19 protein-coding genes and 1 pseudogene are annotated in these 16508 nt (G+C 66.9%); 7 read left to right on the plus strand and 13 right to left on the minus strand.

Features of this window, described 5'->3' with window-relative positions; all coding sequences use genetic code 11:
• Positions 1–2: 2 nt before the first annotated feature.
• The 3 genes and pseudogenes from kdpB to PIB44_RS10100 all read right to left on the minus strand — a co-directional run bounded on the left by kdpB (position 3) and on the right by PIB44_RS10100 (position 3896).
• Positions 3–2068 (minus strand): annotated as a pseudogene (gene kdpB, locus PIB44_RS10090) (potassium-transporting ATPase subunit KdpB).
• 12 nt (positions 2069–2080) lie between these two features.
• Complete coding sequence (kdpA, locus tag PIB44_RS10095) at positions 2081–3793, minus strand: potassium-transporting ATPase subunit KdpA (RefSeq protein WP_278069291.1); 1713 nt, start codon at positions 3791–3793, stop codon at positions 2081–2083.
• A 16-nt stretch (positions 3794–3809) separates the two neighbouring features.
• Positions 3810–3896, minus strand: a complete 87-nt coding sequence (locus PIB44_RS10100; protein WP_327020087.1) for a potassium-transporting ATPase subunit F — start codon at positions 3894–3896, stop codon at positions 3810–3812.
• A gap of 368 nt (positions 3897–4264) precedes the next feature.
• On the opposite strand from PIB44_RS10100, the gene PIB44_RS10105 reads away from it, so the two are divergent.
• Positions 4265–4414 carry a hypothetical protein gene (locus tag PIB44_RS10105; RefSeq protein ID WP_278069292.1) on the plus strand — a complete coding sequence of 50 codons (150 nt, stop codon included), beginning with the start codon at positions 4265–4267 and terminating at the stop codon, positions 4412–4414.
• A gap of 628 nt (positions 4415–5042) precedes the next feature.
• Here the strand turns inward: PIB44_RS10105 and arsH are convergent.
• From arsH to PIB44_RS10140, 7 genes are all read right to left on the minus strand, one after another.
• A complete protein-coding gene (gene arsH, locus PIB44_RS10110; RefSeq protein ID WP_278069293.1) occupies positions 5043–5795 on the minus strand; it encodes an arsenical resistance protein ArsH in 753 nt (250 codons plus the stop codon).
• Positions 5796–6212: a GNAT family N-acetyltransferase gene (locus tag PIB44_RS10115; protein WP_278069294.1), complete on the minus strand. Its 417-nt coding sequence runs from the start codon at positions 6210–6212 to the stop codon at positions 5796–5798.
• A complete protein-coding gene (arsB, locus tag PIB44_RS10120) occupies positions 6212–7297 on the minus strand; it encodes an ACR3 family arsenite efflux transporter (protein ID WP_166604665.1) in 1086 nt (361 codons plus the stop codon). The genes PIB44_RS10115 and arsB overlap by 1 nt, the downstream gene beginning before the upstream one ends.
• Positions 7294–7719, minus strand: a complete 426-nt coding sequence (arsC, locus tag PIB44_RS10125) for an arsenate reductase (glutaredoxin) (protein ID WP_135196040.1) — start codon at positions 7717–7719, stop codon at positions 7294–7296. The genes arsB and arsC overlap by 4 nt, the downstream gene beginning before the upstream one ends.
• Positions 7720–7726: 7 nt before the next feature.
• Positions 7727–8062, minus strand: a complete 336-nt coding sequence (locus PIB44_RS10130) for an ArsR/SmtB family transcription factor (RefSeq protein ID WP_278069295.1) — start codon at positions 8060–8062, stop codon at positions 7727–7729.
• A gap of 243 nt (positions 8063–8305) precedes the next feature.
• Entirely contained in the window at positions 8306–8713 is a 408-nt protein-coding gene (locus PIB44_RS10135) for a DUF305 domain-containing protein (RefSeq protein WP_278069296.1), read from the minus strand.
• A gap of 58 nt (positions 8714–8771) precedes the next feature.
• Complete coding sequence (locus PIB44_RS10140) at positions 8772–9110, minus strand: metal-sensitive transcriptional regulator (RefSeq protein WP_318035466.1); 339 nt, start codon at positions 9108–9110, stop codon at positions 8772–8774.
• Positions 9111–9149: 39 nt separating this feature from the next.
• On the opposite strand from PIB44_RS10140, the gene PIB44_RS10145 reads away from it, so the two are divergent.
• The 6 genes from PIB44_RS10145 (at position 9150) to PIB44_RS10170 (ending at position 14135) form a co-directional block, all read left to right on the plus strand.
• Positions 9150–11504, plus strand: coding sequence for a heavy metal translocating P-type ATPase (locus PIB44_RS10145; protein ID WP_278069297.1), 2355 nt, complete (start codon positions 9150–9152; stop codon positions 11502–11504).
• Between the two features lie 147 nt (positions 11505–11651).
• Entirely contained in the window at positions 11652–12146 is a 495-nt protein-coding gene (locus tag PIB44_RS10150) for a DUF305 domain-containing protein (protein ID WP_278069298.1), read from the plus strand.
• A gap of 117 nt (positions 12147–12263) precedes the next feature.
• Positions 12264–12626, plus strand: a complete 363-nt coding sequence (gene copC, locus PIB44_RS10155) for a copper homeostasis periplasmic binding protein CopC (RefSeq protein WP_228184647.1) — start codon at positions 12264–12266, stop codon at positions 12624–12626.
• 4 nt (positions 12627–12630) lie between these two features.
• Entirely contained in the window at positions 12631–13545 is a 915-nt protein-coding gene (copD, locus tag PIB44_RS10160; protein ID WP_228184646.1) for a copper homeostasis membrane protein CopD, read from the plus strand.
• 62 nt (positions 13546–13607) lie between these two features.
• Entirely contained in the window at positions 13608–13940 is a 333-nt protein-coding gene (locus tag PIB44_RS10165) for a hypothetical protein (protein WP_269220985.1), read from the plus strand.
• A gap of 48 nt (positions 13941–13988) precedes the next feature.
• Entirely contained in the window at positions 13989–14135 is a 147-nt protein-coding gene (locus PIB44_RS10170) for a hypothetical protein (RefSeq protein ID WP_228184644.1), read from the plus strand.
• 98 nt (positions 14136–14233) lie between these two features.
• Here the strand turns inward: PIB44_RS10170 and PIB44_RS10175 are convergent, their stop codons facing one another.
• Genes PIB44_RS10175 through PIB44_RS10185 form a run of 3 tightly spaced genes read right to left on the minus strand, consistent with a single transcriptional unit; the run spans position 14234 to position 16339 of the window.
• Complete coding sequence (locus PIB44_RS10175) at positions 14234–14725, minus strand: YybH family protein (RefSeq protein ID WP_278069299.1); 492 nt, start codon at positions 14723–14725, stop codon at positions 14234–14236.
• Between the two features lie 49 nt (positions 14726–14774).
• Positions 14775–15251 (minus strand): DUF411 domain-containing protein, encoded by a 477-nt coding sequence (locus PIB44_RS10180; RefSeq protein WP_228184642.1) that lies wholly within the window; start codon positions 15249–15251, stop codon positions 14775–14777.
• Positions 15248–16339: an acyltransferase family protein gene (locus tag PIB44_RS10185; protein WP_228184641.1), complete on the minus strand. Its 1092-nt coding sequence runs from the start codon at positions 16337–16339 to the stop codon at positions 15248–15250. The genes PIB44_RS10180 and PIB44_RS10185 overlap by 4 nt, the downstream gene beginning before the upstream one ends.
• Positions 16340–16508 lie beyond the last annotated feature (169 nt).

Genomic DNA, 16508 nt, shown 5'->3' on the forward strand with positions numbered 1-16508 from the left:
CTTTACGCCAGGCCGAGGGCGGAGATGACGATGTCGATGAGCTTGATGCCGACGAAGGGCGCGATCAGACCGCCCAGGCCGTAGATCAGCAGGTTGCGGCCCAGCAGCTTGCCCGCCCCCACGGCGCGGTACTTCACCCCGCGCAGCGCCAGCGGGATCAGGGCGATGATGACCAGGGCGTTGAAGATGACCGCCGACAGGATGGCGCTCTCCGGGTTGGACAGCTTCATCACGTTCAGCGCCGCCAGCGACGGCAGGCCGACCACGAACATGGCCGGGATGATGGCGAAATACTTGGCCACGTCGTTGGCGATGGAGAAGGTGGTCAGGGCGCCGCGCGTGATCAGCAGTTGCTTGCCGACCTCGACGATCTCGATGACCTTCGTCGGGTCGCTGTCGAGGTCGACCATGTTGCCGGCCTCGCGGGCGGCCTGGGCCCCGGTCTGCATGGCCACGCCGACATCGGCTTGTGCTAGCGCCGGAGCATCGTTGGCCCGTCGCCGCACATGGCGACCAGACGGCCCTTGGCCTGCTCCGCCTTGATCAGGCGCATCTTGTCCTCGGGCGTGGCCTCGGCCAGGAAGTCGTCGACCCCGGCCTCGGACGCGATGGCCGCCGCCGTCACCGGGTTGTCGCCGGTGATCATGACGGTGCGCAGACCCATGCGGCGCAGATCGGCGAAGCGCGCCTTCACGCCCGGCTTGACCACGTCCTTCAGGTGAATGACCCCGACCAGGGCGTCGTTCTCGGTCACGGCCAGAGGCGTGCCGCCCGAGCGGGCGATGCGGTCCACGGCGGCGCGGAACTGGGCGGGTGCGGCGTTTTCGGCCATGCCCAGGGATTTCAGCACGGCGTCGACCGCGCCCTTGCGCCACGACTGGCCGTCCGCTTCCAGACCCGACTGGCGGGTCACGGCGCTGAACGGGATGGTCCTGGCGCCGGCAGGCAGGTCGCCCATCACGCCGGCGTTTCGGCCCAGCTCGACGATGGAGCGGCCTTCCGGCGTCTCGTCGGCCAGCGAAGCCATGACCGCCGCCCGCATCGCTGCGTCGGGACGCACGCCCGGCACGGTGATGACCTCGACAGCCATGCGGTTGCCGAAGGTGATGGTGCCGGTCTTGTCGAGCAGCAGGGTGTCGACGTCGCCTGCCGCCTCCACCGCACGGCCCGAGGTCGCCAGCACGTTCACCTTCAGCAACCTGTCCATGCCGGCGATGCCGACCGCGGACAGCAGTCCCCCGATCGTCGTCGGGATCAGGGTGATGAAAAGGGCGCCCAGGACGATGGGGTCCAGCTTGATCCCCGAATAGGCGCCGAGACCCAGCAGGCTGGCCACCGCGATCAGGAAGACCAGGGTCAGCCCGGCCAGCAGGACCGACAGGGCCAGTTCGTTCGGCGTCTTGCGACGGTCTGCGCCCTCGACCATGGCGATCATGCGGTCGAGGAAGGTCGCGCCGGGGGCCGAGGTGATGCGTACCTTGATCCAGTCCGAGACGACCGTGGTGCCGCCGGTGACGGCCGAGCGGTCGCCGCCGCTTTCGCGGATCACGGGGGCGCTTTCGCCGGTGATGGCGGCCTCGTTGACCGAGGCGACGCCTTCGATGATCTCGCCGTCCGACGGGATGACGTCGCCGGCCTCGACCAGGACGATGGAGCCGATCTCAAGCTCCCCGGCCGGGGTCGGGACCACCGTGCCGGTCTTCGGATCGACGATCAGCTTGGCCTTGGTGGTGACGCGGGTAGCCCTCAAGGAGTCCGCCGCCGCCTTGCCGCGCCCTTCGGCGATGCTTTCGGCGACGTTGGCGAACAGGACCGTGGCCCACAGCCACAGCGCCAGTTGGATGGCGAAGCCCGCCGCCTGGCCGCTGGCTGCCGCCACGACCGCCGAAGCGGTCGCCAGCAGGGCGACGATCCAGGTGGCGAAGATCACCGGGTTGTTGAGAAGCTTGGTCGGGTTCAGCTTGGCGACGGCGTCGCCGAGCGCCCGGCCGAGCATGGCCCCGGTCAAGCCGCCCGCGATGGACGGCGACGACCGGGAGCTCGACGGATCGAGCGTGACTTGGGTCATAGGATTATCCGATCAGAACCGGGCCACGACCTGGAGCATGTCGAAATGCTCCCCGATCGGACCCAGCGAGAGGGCGGGGAAGAACTGCAGGCCGCCGAGGATCAGGATCACCCCGATCAACAGGCCGATGAACAGCGGGCCATGGGTCGGCAGGGTCCCGGTCGAGGGGGCCAGCTTGGGCTTGGCGACCAGGGCGCCGGCGACGGCAAGCACCGCGACAGCGGGCACGAACCGGCCCAGCAGCATGGCCAGACCCAGGGTGGTGTTCCACCAGGGGGCGTTGGCGGTCAGACCCGCAAAGGCCGAACCGTTGTTGCCGGTCGCCGAAGTGTAAGCATAGAGGACCTCGGACAGGCCGTGCGGCCCCTTGTTCAGCAGACCGGCCAGGGCTTCGGGCAGGACCGCAGCCACGGCCGAGAAGCCCAGCACCGACAGCGGCACGACCAGAACCGACAGCATGGCGAACTGAATCTCGCGCGCCTCGATCTTCTTGCCCAGGTATTCAGGCGTGCGACCGACCATCAGGCCCGCCACGAAGACCGCCAGCATGGCCATCAGCACCATGACGGCGATGCCCGAGCCGATCCCGCCGGGCAGGATCTCGCCCAGCTGCATCAGGAACATGGTCACCGCCCCGCCCAGCGGCATGTAGCTGGCGTGCATGGAGTTGACCGAGCCGTTCGAGGCGCCGGTCGTCTGCGCCGCCCAGGCCACGGAGGCCGGGACGCCGAAGCGGACCTCCTTGCCCTCCATATTGCCGACCGAGGTCTCGACCCCGGCGGCGACCAGAGCCGGCGCCGGCTGGCTCTCGATGACGTAGAGCGCCGAGCCGGCGGCGCCCAGCAGCAGGATCGCCGCGATCACCAGGGCGCGCACGTCCTTCTTGGCCAGGACGCTGCGGCCAAAGGCGAAGAAGGCCGCCCAGCCCAGGACGTTGATGCTGATCGCCGTGATCAGCGTCGTCAGCGGCGTGGGGTTTTCCAGCGGGTGGGCCGAGTTGACGTTGAACACGCCGCCGCCGTTGATGCCCAGCTGCTTGATGGCCAGCTGGCTGGCGGTCGGGAACAGGCTGATCGTCTGCGATCCGCCTTCCAGCGTCGTCGCCTGGGCCGCGGCCGCCAGCGACTGCACCACGCCCAGCCCGGCCAGAACCACGGCCACGATGAAGGCGATGGGCAGCAGGACATAGAGGCTGGTGCGCGTCAGGTCGGCCCAGAAGTTGCCGACGCCCTCGCCGCGATTGGCGATGAAGGCGCGGGCGAGAGCCGCCGCGATGGTCGCGCCGGTGGCCGCCGACACGAAGTTCTGCACCGTCAGGCCGACCATCTGGGTGAAGGTCGACAGCGTCGTTTCGCCGCCATAGCTCTGCCAGTTGGTGTTGGTGACGAAGCTGACGGCCGTGTTGAAGGCCAGATGCGGGCTAACGCCGTCAAACCCCTGCGGGTTCATCGGCAGGACGCCTTGCAGACGCAGAATGGCGTACAGCAGGACAAACCCCGCCAGGTTGAAGGCCAGCAGGGCGCCGGCATAACCCAGCCAGCCCTGGCTGCGCGTCGGGTCCACCCCGGCGGCGCGATAAAACAGGCCCTCGACCGGCCTAAGCACCGGGTCCAGCCAGGTGCGTTCGCCGTTCCAGACGCGCGACATATAGATCCCGATCGGCCAGCCGAGCATGACGGCGAGGCCGAGGGTCAGGGCGATTTCCGCCCAACCTTGAATATTCATGAGAAGGCGGCTCCGTTCAGAACCGCTCGGGGCGCAGCAGGGCCGCGACCATGTAGCCAGCAATGACGAGGGCGCCGGCGCCCCACAGGACGTTCAGCAGCATCGTCACAACCTCTTCAACGCAACAGCGAGGGCGGCGAAGGCCAGAAAAGCCCCGCCGCCGATCGCCAGAAAAATCACATCGGCCATGCCGACACCTCCAGCTCGACTGAGAGCCGGAAGAGACGCCCTGAGGACCTAAGCGGGCCATGTGGAAAGCGCGGCCGAGCATAACGCCTGCATAAGGGCGCGCTTTGCTTGAGACGGTGCTGCGGCGATGCATCCAGCCTGATCAAGGCCGACGCCAACCGCCAACGCGGCGTGCCCGGGCCACCAAGGCCTGCCGCCCGAGGCCGCCAGCTGCGCTATCGACGAGTACTCTGGCCGTGCTGGACGAGGCCGAAGCGACGGCGGCCCGCACCATGATCGAGCGTGCGCGCGAGCATCATGATCTGTGGCCCGCCCGGCTGGGGGGCGGACATGGCCTATGGCTCGGCCGAGATGCTGGCCTGGCGGGTTCACGGTCGGCGTGGCTTCTCGACGCCCCGGACCCAGGCCCCGCCTCGGGACACCCAGCGCTAGGCGCCCAGGACTCCGCCCGCGGCATCGCCGAGACCGACGCCGACGACCGCGTGAGGCGGGAGCCAACCGCAGCGTCCGCTTCAAGCGGCGATCTCAGCAGCCGCCTTTTTCAAATCAGTCGGAAGCTGACCTAATGAGCCGCATCAAGCCCTCTGCGCCCCTTCCGCCTCCGTAGATCTACTACCGCAGACCCGAGGGACCGCACTCGCCGAACGCGACCGCTACCCCCCTCTTTCTCATTCCCACTCGATTACTTAATGACAACAACAGTGTTGTTTACAAAGCTCTTTTTATTGGCACGACGACCCCATGCCGACTAGGCTACCGTCGCCCAATAACGCTATTGAAAACACTAAGAAATATTGCGTCATAAAATTTTAGTGATGACGCTATCTTTCGAGATCATTCGAGGCATGGCAGCCAAGTCGACGCGTAATTTAAATCGAATCTGAGCTGCAGAGTCCATCTCATCTATTCGTAGCAGCTCGAAAGAATCCATGTCGCCCTCGCGGCTCCTAATCGACCAATCATGTCGGCGAAGCGCCAACAGCGGTCATTGGCGAAGTTCCGAGAACCAGACATGAGCTTGGGTTCGATGACCGAGCTTAACTGCGCCGATCCCGGCACCTCATTGTGCCGCGATGGCGATGGATGACAAATCGGACGCGGCGTCGACCGGAACGCCCTCCGCCTTTCGTTCGGAATACCGATCGACGAGCTGGACGGCGTGGGGCCGGACCAGAATGGTGAAGCGCACCAGTTCCTCCATCACGTCGACGATCCGCTCATAGTAGGCCGAGGGCTTCATCCGGCCGGCCCCGTCGAACTCCTGGAAGGCCTTGGCCACGCTCGACTGGTTGGGGATGGTGATCATCCGCATCCAGCGGCCCAGAAGGCGCAGGGTGTTGACGGCGTTGAAGCTCTGCGACCCGCCCGACACCTGCATGACGGCGAGGGTCCGGCCCTGCGTCGGGCGCATGCCGCCCTGGCTCAATGGCAGGTGATCGATCTGCAGCTTCATCAGCCCGGAGACCTGGCCGTGCCGTTCCGGACTGCACCAGACCATGCCCTCCGACCAGAAGGCGTGTTCGCGCAACTCGCGCACCGCCGGGTGGTCGTCGTCGCCGGGCGCGCCCGGCAGGGGGAGGTCGGAGGGGTCGAAGATGCGGGTCTCGCATCCCATGCGCTGCAGTAGGCGGGCCGCTTCCTCGACGCAGAGCCGCGAATACGACCGCTCGCGCAGCGATCCGTACAAGAGAAGGATCCGCGGCGCCGGGTCGGTCGAGCCCAATCCCCGGGCGGGCTCGGCGGACAGATAGGCCGCGTCCAGGGCCGGCAGGTTATCCGGATCCGGCAGCGAACGCAGACGGGTGAACGTCATTCAAAGGTCCTTGGTCAAATAGACGGCAGACGCCGGGCAGAGGTCCGCGAACTCGCGAGTTTGCCGGATCGCGGGCGGCGCGGACTCACGATCGGCGGCTACAAAGCCGCGCCCGGTGAAGAAGCGCTCGGCCGTCGTGGTGAGCAGGTGCAGACGTGCAGCGCCCAGGTCGCCGGCGGTGGTCTCGGCGGCGGCCAGCACCCGACTTCCCAGGCCGCGGGCCTTCTGGTCGGCAAGTACGACCAGGGAGCGCAGCAGCAGGTCGCGCCGCTCCCCTTCCACCCCGACGTAGCCGATGACCGCGCCGTAGTGGTCGGCGCTGAAGTATCGCCCGGCGCCCGGCTCAGGCAGGTTCTCGCCACGCAGGGCCGCGATCAGATCGACATCGGTCGAGTCGACCAAATGCAGACTGACCATCAGCCGGCGTCCTTCGGCGGGGCCGTGTCCGGGAACCAGCGTCGGCCCATCCAGAGCGCGACCGACACGAGCAGGATCAACACCGGCACCTCGACAAGGGGGCCGATGACGGCCGCGAAGGCGACCGGCGAGGTCAGACCGAAGGCCGCGATGGCCACCGCTATGGCCAGTTCGAAATTGTTCGAGGCCGCGGTGAAGGCCAGGGCGGTGGTGCGCGGATAGTCGGCTTCGATCAGCTTGCCCATGAGGAAGCTCACCACGAACATGACGAGGAAGTAGATCGTCAGGGGAATGGCGATGCGCAGGGCGTCCAGCGGCAAAGCCACCACCTCCCCGCCCTTGAGGCTGAACATGACCACGATGGTGAACAGCAGAGCGATCAGGGTGATCGGCCCGATGCGCGGCAGGAAGCGCCGCTCGTACCAGTCGGCGCCGCGGCGAGCGATCAGGCTGCGTCGGGTCAGGAAGCCGGCTAGGAACGGTAGGCCAAGGTAGACGAGCACCGCGCCGGCGATGGTCCAGACGCTGACGTCCACCACGCTGCCCTGCAGGCCGAACAGTGGCGGCAGGACGGTGAGGAAGATCCAGGCATAAAGGCTGAAGAACAGGATCTGAAAGATCGAGTTGAAGGCTACGAGGCCGGCGACATACTGGTTGTCGCCCCGCGCCAGCTGGTTCCAGACCAGGACCATGGCGATACAGCGCGCCAGCCCGATCAGGATGACGCCGGTCATGTATTCCGGCTGATCACGCAGGAAGATCACCGCCAGGGCGAACATCAGCACCGGGCCCAGCACCCAGTTCTGGAACAAGGACAGGGCCAGGACCCGCTTGTCGGCGAAGACGCGCGGCAGTTCCTCGTACCGGACCTTGGCCAGCGGCGGGTACATCATCAGGATCAGACCGATGGCGATCGGGATATTGGTCGTGCCGATTGAGAGGCTGTCGACCCAGGTCGGCAGGCCCGGCGCCAGCGTCCCCATAGCCACGCCCAGGCCCATGGCCACGAAGATCCACAGCGTCAGCCAGCGGTCGAGGAAGGACAGGCGACGCGGCGCAGCGTCCTCCACGCGGGTGTCGATCATCGCTTCACCCGCTGGCCGGCGGCGTCGATGACGACCTCGCCGTCCTCCTTGGTGAAGGGCTTGAGATCATCGGCGGGCAGGAGGTCCAGAACGGCCTCGGACGGTCGGCACAGGCCGACGCCGAGCGGACTGACGACGATCGGGCGATTGAGCAGGATCGGATGGGCCTCGATCGCATCGAGCAACTGATCGTCCGTCAGGCCCGGGTCCCCTAGGCCCAGTTCGGCGAAGGGCGTGCCCTTCTCGCGCAACAGATTGCGCAGCGGCTTGCCGGCCCGTTCGGCCAGCCAAGCGACCATGGTCCGCGACGGCGGGGTCTTCAGATACTGCACGACATGCGGCTCGATGCCGACGTGGCGGATCAGCTCGAGCGCGTTGCGCGACGTCCCGCAGGCGGGGTTGTGATAGATGACGATGTCCACGGGATCCTTAGGGGCACCAGGGCGCGAGTTCAGCCAGCAGGGGTTCGCACAGGTCCGCCCTGCCCCCGCAGCAGTCCTTGAGCAGGAAGAGGACCAGGTCGCGAAGCCGATCCAGGTCGGCCCGGTAGATGATCGACCGGCTGCGCCGCTCCGACCTGATCAACCCCGCGCGCGTCAGGACGCCGAGATGGGACGACAGGGTGTTGGCCGGGATCACCAGATGGTTGGAGATGTCACCGGCCGGCAGACCATCGGGTTCGTGACGCACGAGGAGGCGAAACGCCTCCAGCCGCGTCGATTGCGCCAAGGCGGCGAGAGCGAGAATCGAAACTTCGGTTTCCATATTTCCAAATTAGTCGAAATATGGAAATGTTCAAGCCCGCTCGTCTGCGGGTGCGGCAGTTCAGGCATCGGTGACGACCTGATCTTTGACGACTGCCGCCTAAAAGATCGCAGAGTAGCGACAGCCGAGTTTAAGGGTCGCTGGGCTATACTCTCCGTCGAGACCATGGACTTTGGCCACGAGGTCGACAGTTGGCCGATTTCGCACGTCTGTCGGTCCGGACGCGGTGCGCTGATCTCGCGATCAGGCGGCGGGAGCCGCCGACGCTCCCTTCTGGGCGAGCCAGGCGTCGATCAGGGTGATTTCGCGCTCCTGCGCCGTGATCACCTCCTGGGCCAGGTTCCGCGCTTGGGCGTCCTTGCCTTGCGCGAGCTCCACACGGGCCATCGAGACGGCGGCGACGTGGTGACCTCGCATCTGCTTCATGAAGTCGATGTCCGCGTCCCCGGTGAAGGCGGGCATCGCCTCCATCATCGTGTTCATCGAGGCCTTGTAGCCTTGGGTGGCGACGGAGTCGCCGGGCGCAGGCGCAGCCATGCCGCCCTCCGCCGCTGCGGGGGCCTCAGGCGCGGCTACGGCGGGCTCTTCGGCTTGCGGGGAACAGGCCGTAGCCAAGGCGCAGGCGGCGAGGACGAGGCTGATGCGTTTCATGACGGCTCCTTGGGATCCCGACGTTAGCGACCAGGAGGGCCCATTCGTTCCGCCAACTCTACCGTCCGGCCCGCGCCAAGAGCTCGATCAGCTCGCCGGCCTTTGCCTTGCGATCCTCGGGATCGTCGCCGGTCATAGCGCCCATGACGCAGTGGTCGAGGTGATCCCGTAGCACTTCGGTCTCCACGCGATGGAGCGCGGCTCGAACGGCCTGAAGTTGGGTCAGCAAGTCGACGCAATACCGGTCATCTTCAACCATGCGGGAGATTCCCCGCACCTGGCCTTCGATCCGGCTGAGCCTGTTGAGGACTTTGGGTTTCGTGTCGGTTTGCATGCGGCCTGTCCTCCTGAGCACCCCCATATACCCCAGACGGGTATCTTGCGATATACCCCCCATGGGTATATGTTAGCTCTTCGGTCAGCCGGAGAGAGCGACATGTCCACGCATCCTCACAATCACGCCTCGGGTCACGCCTGCTGCGGGGCGAAGGCCTCGGATGGCGCGGCAACGGTCAAGGATCCCGTCTGCGGCATGTCGGTCGATCCGACGGCCACCGCTCACCGAGCCAGTCATGACGGTCAGGACTATTTCTTCTGCTCGGCGGGGTGCCGGACCAAATTCATCGGCGATCCGATGCGTTACCTGAACCCTCCCGTGGAGGCCGAGCCGGCCGTTCCCGGCGCCATCTACACCTGCCCGATGCACCCCGAGATCCGGCAGGAAGGCCCAGGCTCCTGCCCGATCTGCGGCATGGCGCTTGAGCCGGAGACGGTCACGGCGGAGGCCCCGCCCAACCACGAGCTGATCGACTTCACCAGACGCTTCTGGGTCGGTCTGGTCCTGACCCTGCCGGTCTTCGCCCTGGAAATGGGCGGACACCTGGCCAATCTCCACATGTTCATCCCGGGCCAGATGTCGAACTGGATCCAGTTCGCTTTGGCGACCCCCGTGGTTCTCTGGTGCGGCTGGCCCTTCTTCGAGCGCGGCTGGACATCGCTGCGCACCCGGCGGCTGAATATGTTCACCCTGATCGCCATGGGGGTCGGCGTGGCATGGCTTTACAGCGTCGTGGCCGTCGTCGCGCCAACCCTGTTCCCGCCCGCCTTCCTGAAGGCCGACGGCAGTGCGCCGGTGTATTTCGAGGCGGCGGCGGTCATCACCGTGCTGGTCCTCGTCGGGCAGATTCTGGAACTGCGCGCCCGCGAACAGACGTCGGGCGCGATCCGCGCCCTGCTGGACCTCACGCCCAAGACCGCGCGCCGAATCCGGGCGGACGGCGTCGATGAAGATGTCTCGCTTGACCAGATCGCCGTCAGCGACCGCCTGCGGGTAAGGCCCGGAGAGAAGATCCCGGTCGATGGCGAACTCCTGGAGGGTCGGGTCGCTGTCGACGAATCCATGGTGACCGGCGAGTCCATGCCGGTGACCAAGGATGTCGGCGACCGCGTCGTGGCCGGCGCGCTCAACAAGACCGGATCCTTCATCATGCGCGCCGACAAGGTGGGCGCCGACACCCTGCTGGCGCAGATCGTCCAGATGGTGGCCCAGGCCCAGCGCAGTCGCGCCCCGATCCAGCGGCTGGCCGATACGGTCTCCGGATGGTTCGTTCCCACCGTGATCGCGATCGCCCTGCTCGCCGCCGTCGTCTGGGGCCTGGTCGGTCCCGAGCCCCGTTTGTCCTACGCCCTGGTCGCCGCCGTTTCGGTGCTCATCATCGCCTGTCCCTGTGCGTTGGGTCTGGCGACGCCGATCTCGATCATGGTCGGGGTGGGACGTGGCGCCCACGCCGGCGTCCTGATCAAGAACGCCGAGGCGCTCGAACGCTTCGAGAAGGTCGACACTCTCGTTCTGGACAAGACCGGCACCCTGACGGAGGGCCGTCCGTCGGTGACGGCGATCCTGCCCGCCCTCGGCTTCGTGGAAGCGGACATCCTGCGTCTTTCGGCCAGCCTCGAGCGGGGCAGCGAACATCCGTTGGCCGACGCAATCGTCCGGGCAGCCAAGGACCGGGACATCCCCCTTACCGAGGCCGCGGACTTCGACAGCCCGGTCGGTCGCGGCGTTCGCGGGACGATTGAGGGCCGCCAGGTCGCCCTGGGCAACACCCGTTTTCTCGGCGAGCTTTCGATCGACGTCTCCGCGCTGGAGCCGAAGGCGGAGGCCCTTCGCCACGACGGCGCCACCGCCATATTCGTGGCGATCGACGGAAAGGCGGCCGGGGTCATCGGCATCGCCGATCCCATCAAGGCCACCACGCCGGCTGCGATCCTCGCGCTGAAAGCGGCCGGTCTGCGGCTGGTGATGATGACCGGGGACAACCGGACGACGGCCGAAGCGGTCGCGCGGCGCCTCGGCATCGACGAAGTCCAGGCGGAGGTTTTGCCGCAGGACAAGGCGTCTGTGGTTCAACAGCTTCGTTCGCAGGGTCGGATCGTCGCCATGGCGGGGGATGGCGTCAACGATGCCCCTGCCCTCGCCGCAGCCGATGTCGGCGTCGCCATGGGGGCGGGTTCGGACGTCGCCATCGAAAGCGCCGGCGTCACCCTGCTGGGCGGAGATCTGCAAGGCATCGTGCGCGCACGGCGTCTGTCCCGCGCGGTGATGGGCAACATCCGCCAAAACCTCGTTTTCGCCTTCGGCTACAACGCCCTTGGCATCCCCGTGGCGGCTGGCCTGCTTTATCCCGTCTTCGGCTGGCTTCTCTCGCCTGCCCTTGCGGCGCTCGCAATGGCGCTCTCCTCGGTCAGCGTCATCGGCAATGCGCTGAGACTGCGCGCGGTGAGGCTTTAGCCAGGATAGGCAATCAACAGTCCGCCCACCCACCCAAGGGAGGAACCGGCTGTGACGGGCCGGATTGATTCAGACGCTGACCGCAGTCTCCAGGCTTTCGCAGCGGCAGGCGAAGACGAACTGAAATTTCTGAAAAGGATACGGACGATGTCTCATCAACAGATGGACCACGGCGGGCAAGGCAACGCTCGTGGACTCGGCCCTTATCGGAGCCTGTACCTCGAGTTGGCGCTCGATTTCGTCATCATGTACCTGGTCATGTACACGATGATCGCCACGCTCGGTCACTTCTATCTCAACCTGAACAACGTCTACATGACCCTGATGATGGTCGCGCCGATGGCGGTACTGATGCTCGTCTTCATGCGGTCCATGTACCCGTCGCGCAAAACGAACCTGGCCATCGGCGCGGTCGCGGCCGTGATCTTCCTCGGCAGCTTCATCGGCATGCGCACCCAGGCGTTCGTTGGCGACGACGAATTCCTTCGATCGATGATCCCGCACCATTCCGGGGCCGTGTTGATGTGCGAGCAAGCCTCCCTGACCGATCCGGAGATCATCGCCCTGTGCAACGGCATCGTGCGTGGTCAACAGGAGGAGATCGCCCAGATGCAGGCGCTCCTCGAGAAGCGTCGCCGCTGACCCCGGCGTGCGGGGGTAGGACTCAGCCGCCGCCCGCTTCCTCTTCATGAGGGACGCGGTCGTGTGGCGCGTAGAGAAGCAGAAGGCCGGGACCGGCCGAACGTCTGGAGACTGAGTATGCGTTACTTCAACCCTGCGCCCTTCATCGCCGTCGCGGCGGTCGTGGCCTTCGCCGCCGGACCGGCGGCGGCCCACGCTCGCCTGGTCAGCGCCACCCCGGCACCCGACTCCACCGTGGCCGCCACCCGGACGCTGACCCTGACCTTCAGCGAACGCAGCGTTCCCGCCTTTTCCGGCTTCGACGTCGTCAATGCGGCGGGGGAGAAGATCGCGATCCGCACCTCGGCCGCCGAGGACGGCAGGACCCTCACGGGCGCGCTGGCTCGCCCGCTGGCCGCCGGCGCCTACCGTGTCGACTGGCGTATCGCGTCGAGCGACGGCCACCGCATGACGGGATCCTACACCTTCACGGTGCGCTGACGCCGTGCTGGAAGTCGCGGTCATCGCGCTTCGCTGGCTTCAATACGGCGGCGGCGTCGTCCTTCTCGGCGCGCCGCTGTTCCTTCTCTACAGCTTCAAAGACGCCGACGCGCCGAACCTGGAATGGTCGCGACCGACATTGCGCCTCGCCGCGATCATCGTCGCGCTCGGCTCGCTCGCCGCCCTGGTGGCCCAGACGGCCGTCATGGCGGGGTCGCTGGGCGAAGCCGTCAAACCCGCGTCCCTGTCCTTCATGGTCACCGGCACGGCCCTGGGCATGGCGATGGTCGTGCGGGCCGCCGCCGCCTTGCTTGGGCTTGTCGCCTTGGTGGCCCTGAAACCCGGTCGCGCGCTCTGGAGCGTGACGACCGCCTTGGGTCTGATCGTGGCCGCCAGCTTCGCGTGGACGGGTCACGGCGCGGCCACCGAGGGCCCTGGCGGGCCCATCCATCTTGTCGCCAACATCATTCACGCGGTGGCAGCGGCCTTGTGGCTGGGCGCCCTGGCGGCGTTGACGGCCCTGCTTCTGCGCCGAGCCGGTCCGGACGACCTTGCAATCCATCGCGCCCTGCATGGCTTCGCCGGCCTTGGAACGCTCGCGGTCCTGGTGCTGGTGCTGACCGGTCTCGTGAACAGCTGGTTCCTGATCGGTCCCGAGCGCGTGGCGTCGATCGCGGGCAACCTCTACGGCCAGCTGCTGGTCGCCAAGCTCGTCCTCTTCAGCTTGATGCTTGCGCTGGCGGCGAGCAACCGGTTCCGGCTGACGCCGACACTGGGCTCTGCGCTGGAGACGGGCCAACTCTCCGTCGCCGCCATAAGCGCGCTCCGGCGCAGCCTGTTGGTCGAAACGGGTCTGGGACTCGCCCTGATCGGCGTCGTGGCGGTCATGGGAACCCTGCCGCCCGCGGCGTCTCTGTAGGCTCGATTGCGATGATCAAAATGAGCTCGTCGTTCCGCCGACCGTTGAAGTATGATCAGACAATGCCGTTCCTGCGTCATGACCTCGTCCGACTGACGACCGCGCTGCTCGCGGCATTTGCCGTGCTGTTCGTGTCCACCGCTTCGATCGCCTGCGAAGCTCCGGTCGATCAGGATATGGCGTCCATGTCGATGAGCGGCGACGGCGCCCCGTGCGAGCCGAAGACCGTCAGGATCTCGTGCCATAAGGCGTGCCTGGCCATCTGCCAGGGCCTCGTCCCCCAGAGCGGCGAACCCACCCCTGCACGGGTCTATGCATCCGTCCGCTATCCATCCCTTGATACGCGGCATGCCGATTTCACCGCGGAGGCGGACGACCCGCCCCCGCGACGCTGATCCTGTTGAAGAAGACCGAACTCATTCAATCAAACAGAGATCAAAACCATGAAACGCACGCTCACCATCGCAGCCCTGGTGCTGCTGGCTTCCGGTTCAGCCGCCTTCGCGGCCGCGCCGGACGCCGTGGCGCAGGCCGTATGCGCTTGCTGCGACGCTATCGCAGCCTGCGCGGAAGCCTGCGCCTGCTGCTGATCTTATGATCGGGGACGCCCGCCCGCGACGGCGGGCGTCTTCTCGATGTTCCTCACCGACGTCGCAGGGCAGGCGACCCGCTGCCGCGGGCCTGAGCGTCAGCCGGGCGCGCGCGACGACCAGTGAATGTGGTGGATGCGCCAGCCGTCGGCATGGCGTTTGAGCACCATCGTTTCCGTCGTCAGGCGGTCTACGGCGCGGCCGTTGAATTGGCCCGTGGTGCGGCCTTCGCTGGCGATCCAGGCGATGTCCCCGTCGGCCCATCCCGATCTGCGCGTCACCGTCGCTTCAGAGGCGGCGGCGAAGGCGGCGTCCGAGCCCAGGTGATGGGACGCATACTCGTCGCGTGATCGCTCCGCGCCACCCTCCTCGAAGATCATCACATCCGGCGCCATCAGGGCCAAGGCGCCGGCCGTGTCGCCGGCCTTCAGGGCGACGTGAAAGGCGTCGACGGCCTTCGCCGCGTCCGCAGCTTCCGCGGCGACCGAGCCGGCGGCCTGGGCATGCCCGTGGGCGTGGTCCTGGGCGAAGACGGGGGTTGCCGAAAGCACGGCGAGCGACAGGACGAGGGCGAGAGAGGTGCGGGACATGGCGAACTCCGGACTGTGGGTGATCTGAACGGGCTGAGCGCGATCTGCGTCAGGCCGGCGGGTTGTGGCGGGCGAACACGCGGGTCGCGCCCGAGCGAAGCACCAGCAGGGTGTCGTAGGGCTCCTTGTGCCCCTGCGGCGTCTCCATGCCGGGCGAACCGAGCGGCATGCCCGGGACCGCGACGCCCACCGCTGCCGGTCTCTCGGTCAGCAGTCGAATGACGTCCGGGGCCGGCACATGACCCTCGACCAGATAACCCTCGATCAGACCGGTATGACAGGAGGCGAGCGCGTCCGGCATGCCGCGGCTGCTCCGGACCGATTGAAGGCTGGGAAGGACGGTGATGGTGGTGGTGAAGCCCGCCTGGCGCATGTGCGCGATCCAGGCGTCGCAGCAGGCGCAGGTGGGCGTCTTGAAGACCGTGAGGTTTCTGGACGGACGGGTCTGGGCGCAGGCGGACCCGCCCATGCCGATGAAGACGGCCGCGCCCATGAGTAGACGACGGTTCAGATTGGCGGGTTTCAAAAGGGTTCTCCCTGATCGCTGTGGACGGATCGCTGCGCCTCGACAGGGTCGGCGCGCTGCGGCGCCAGCCGCGCCCGCAACCACCGTCGGCCAGGCTGCTCGACGAAGACATGGATGGCGGCCGCGGCGGCGAGCGTCAACACAAGCATGGCGGCCAGTTCGACCAGGCCCATTCGATAGTCGGCGCCCCAGCCGGAGAACGCCTGCGCCGCATTGCGCCACACCATCAGGATGGGGATGTGGACGAGATAGAGGGCGAACGACGCTTCGCCGGCGAACAGAAGGACGGGGTGAGACAGGAAGGTCCGGACCGGAGCCTTGGCCAACAGGGCGAGCGACAGGATGAAGGAACCGGCCGCCGCCACGATGACCCGGTCGTCGGCGCCGATCTGCATGAGCGTCAGCAGCAGGGTCGTGGCGACCAGGGCGCCCATGAGGGACATTCGCGGCGAAGGCGTCCAGCGCTGACCGAGATAGTAGAGGCCAATGCCGTAGAGGAATTCGGGAATGATGCGCAGGATCCCGAGGCTGTCCTCGGCGCGAGGCAGCATCCGGCCGAACCAGGCGCGGTAGAAGGCGTCCAAAGCGACGAAAAACAGCATGGCGAGTGCAATCAGGACCCACGGCCTGGCCCGCAGCCGGAGCGCGAGGGCGGCATAGGCGGGGAAGGCCAGATAGGCGAACCACTCCGCCGACAGCGACCAGGCCGGTCCGTTCCAGAGCGCCATGCTCTCGCGCGGGAACCACGCCTGTACGAGCAGAAGGGTGCCCGCGAAGTCGACGGGATTAAACCGGCCAGGCTCCAGCCCGACGCCGAACACCGGCGCGATCAGCACCAGCCCAAGCATGGCCAGGAGGATGAACAGGTGAGCCGGATAGATCCGGGCCAGGCGCGCCGCCAGGAATCGACCGTAGTTCGGGGCCCGGTCTCCCTGCAGGTAGACGTGGGTCAGGATGAAGCCCGACAGGATGAAGAAGACATCCACGCCCAGGCGCGCGCGGTTCAACAAGCCCGCGCTCTCCGCCGGGAGCGTCCAGTAGAGCTGGAAGTGGAACAGCACGACGCCGAGGGCGAGAAAGAACCTCACGCCCGTGAGCGGATCGAGCACGTCGGGGAATGGAACCCGCGTGGGCCCTGCTCTGTCGCTCACGTCTTTTCCCCGGACGACAGGGCGCGTCCCGGTCGTTCTCTGGTATCTACGCGGGCGACGGCTCGTCCCCTCGTGAGGGGACCGGAAGGCCGGCGCGTATGGCAGA

This window comes from Brevundimonas sanguinis, assembly GCF_029636725.1.
In the GTDB taxonomy this organism is placed as follows: Bacteria; Pseudomonadota; Alphaproteobacteria; order Caulobacterales; family Caulobacteraceae; genus Brevundimonas; species Brevundimonas sanguinis.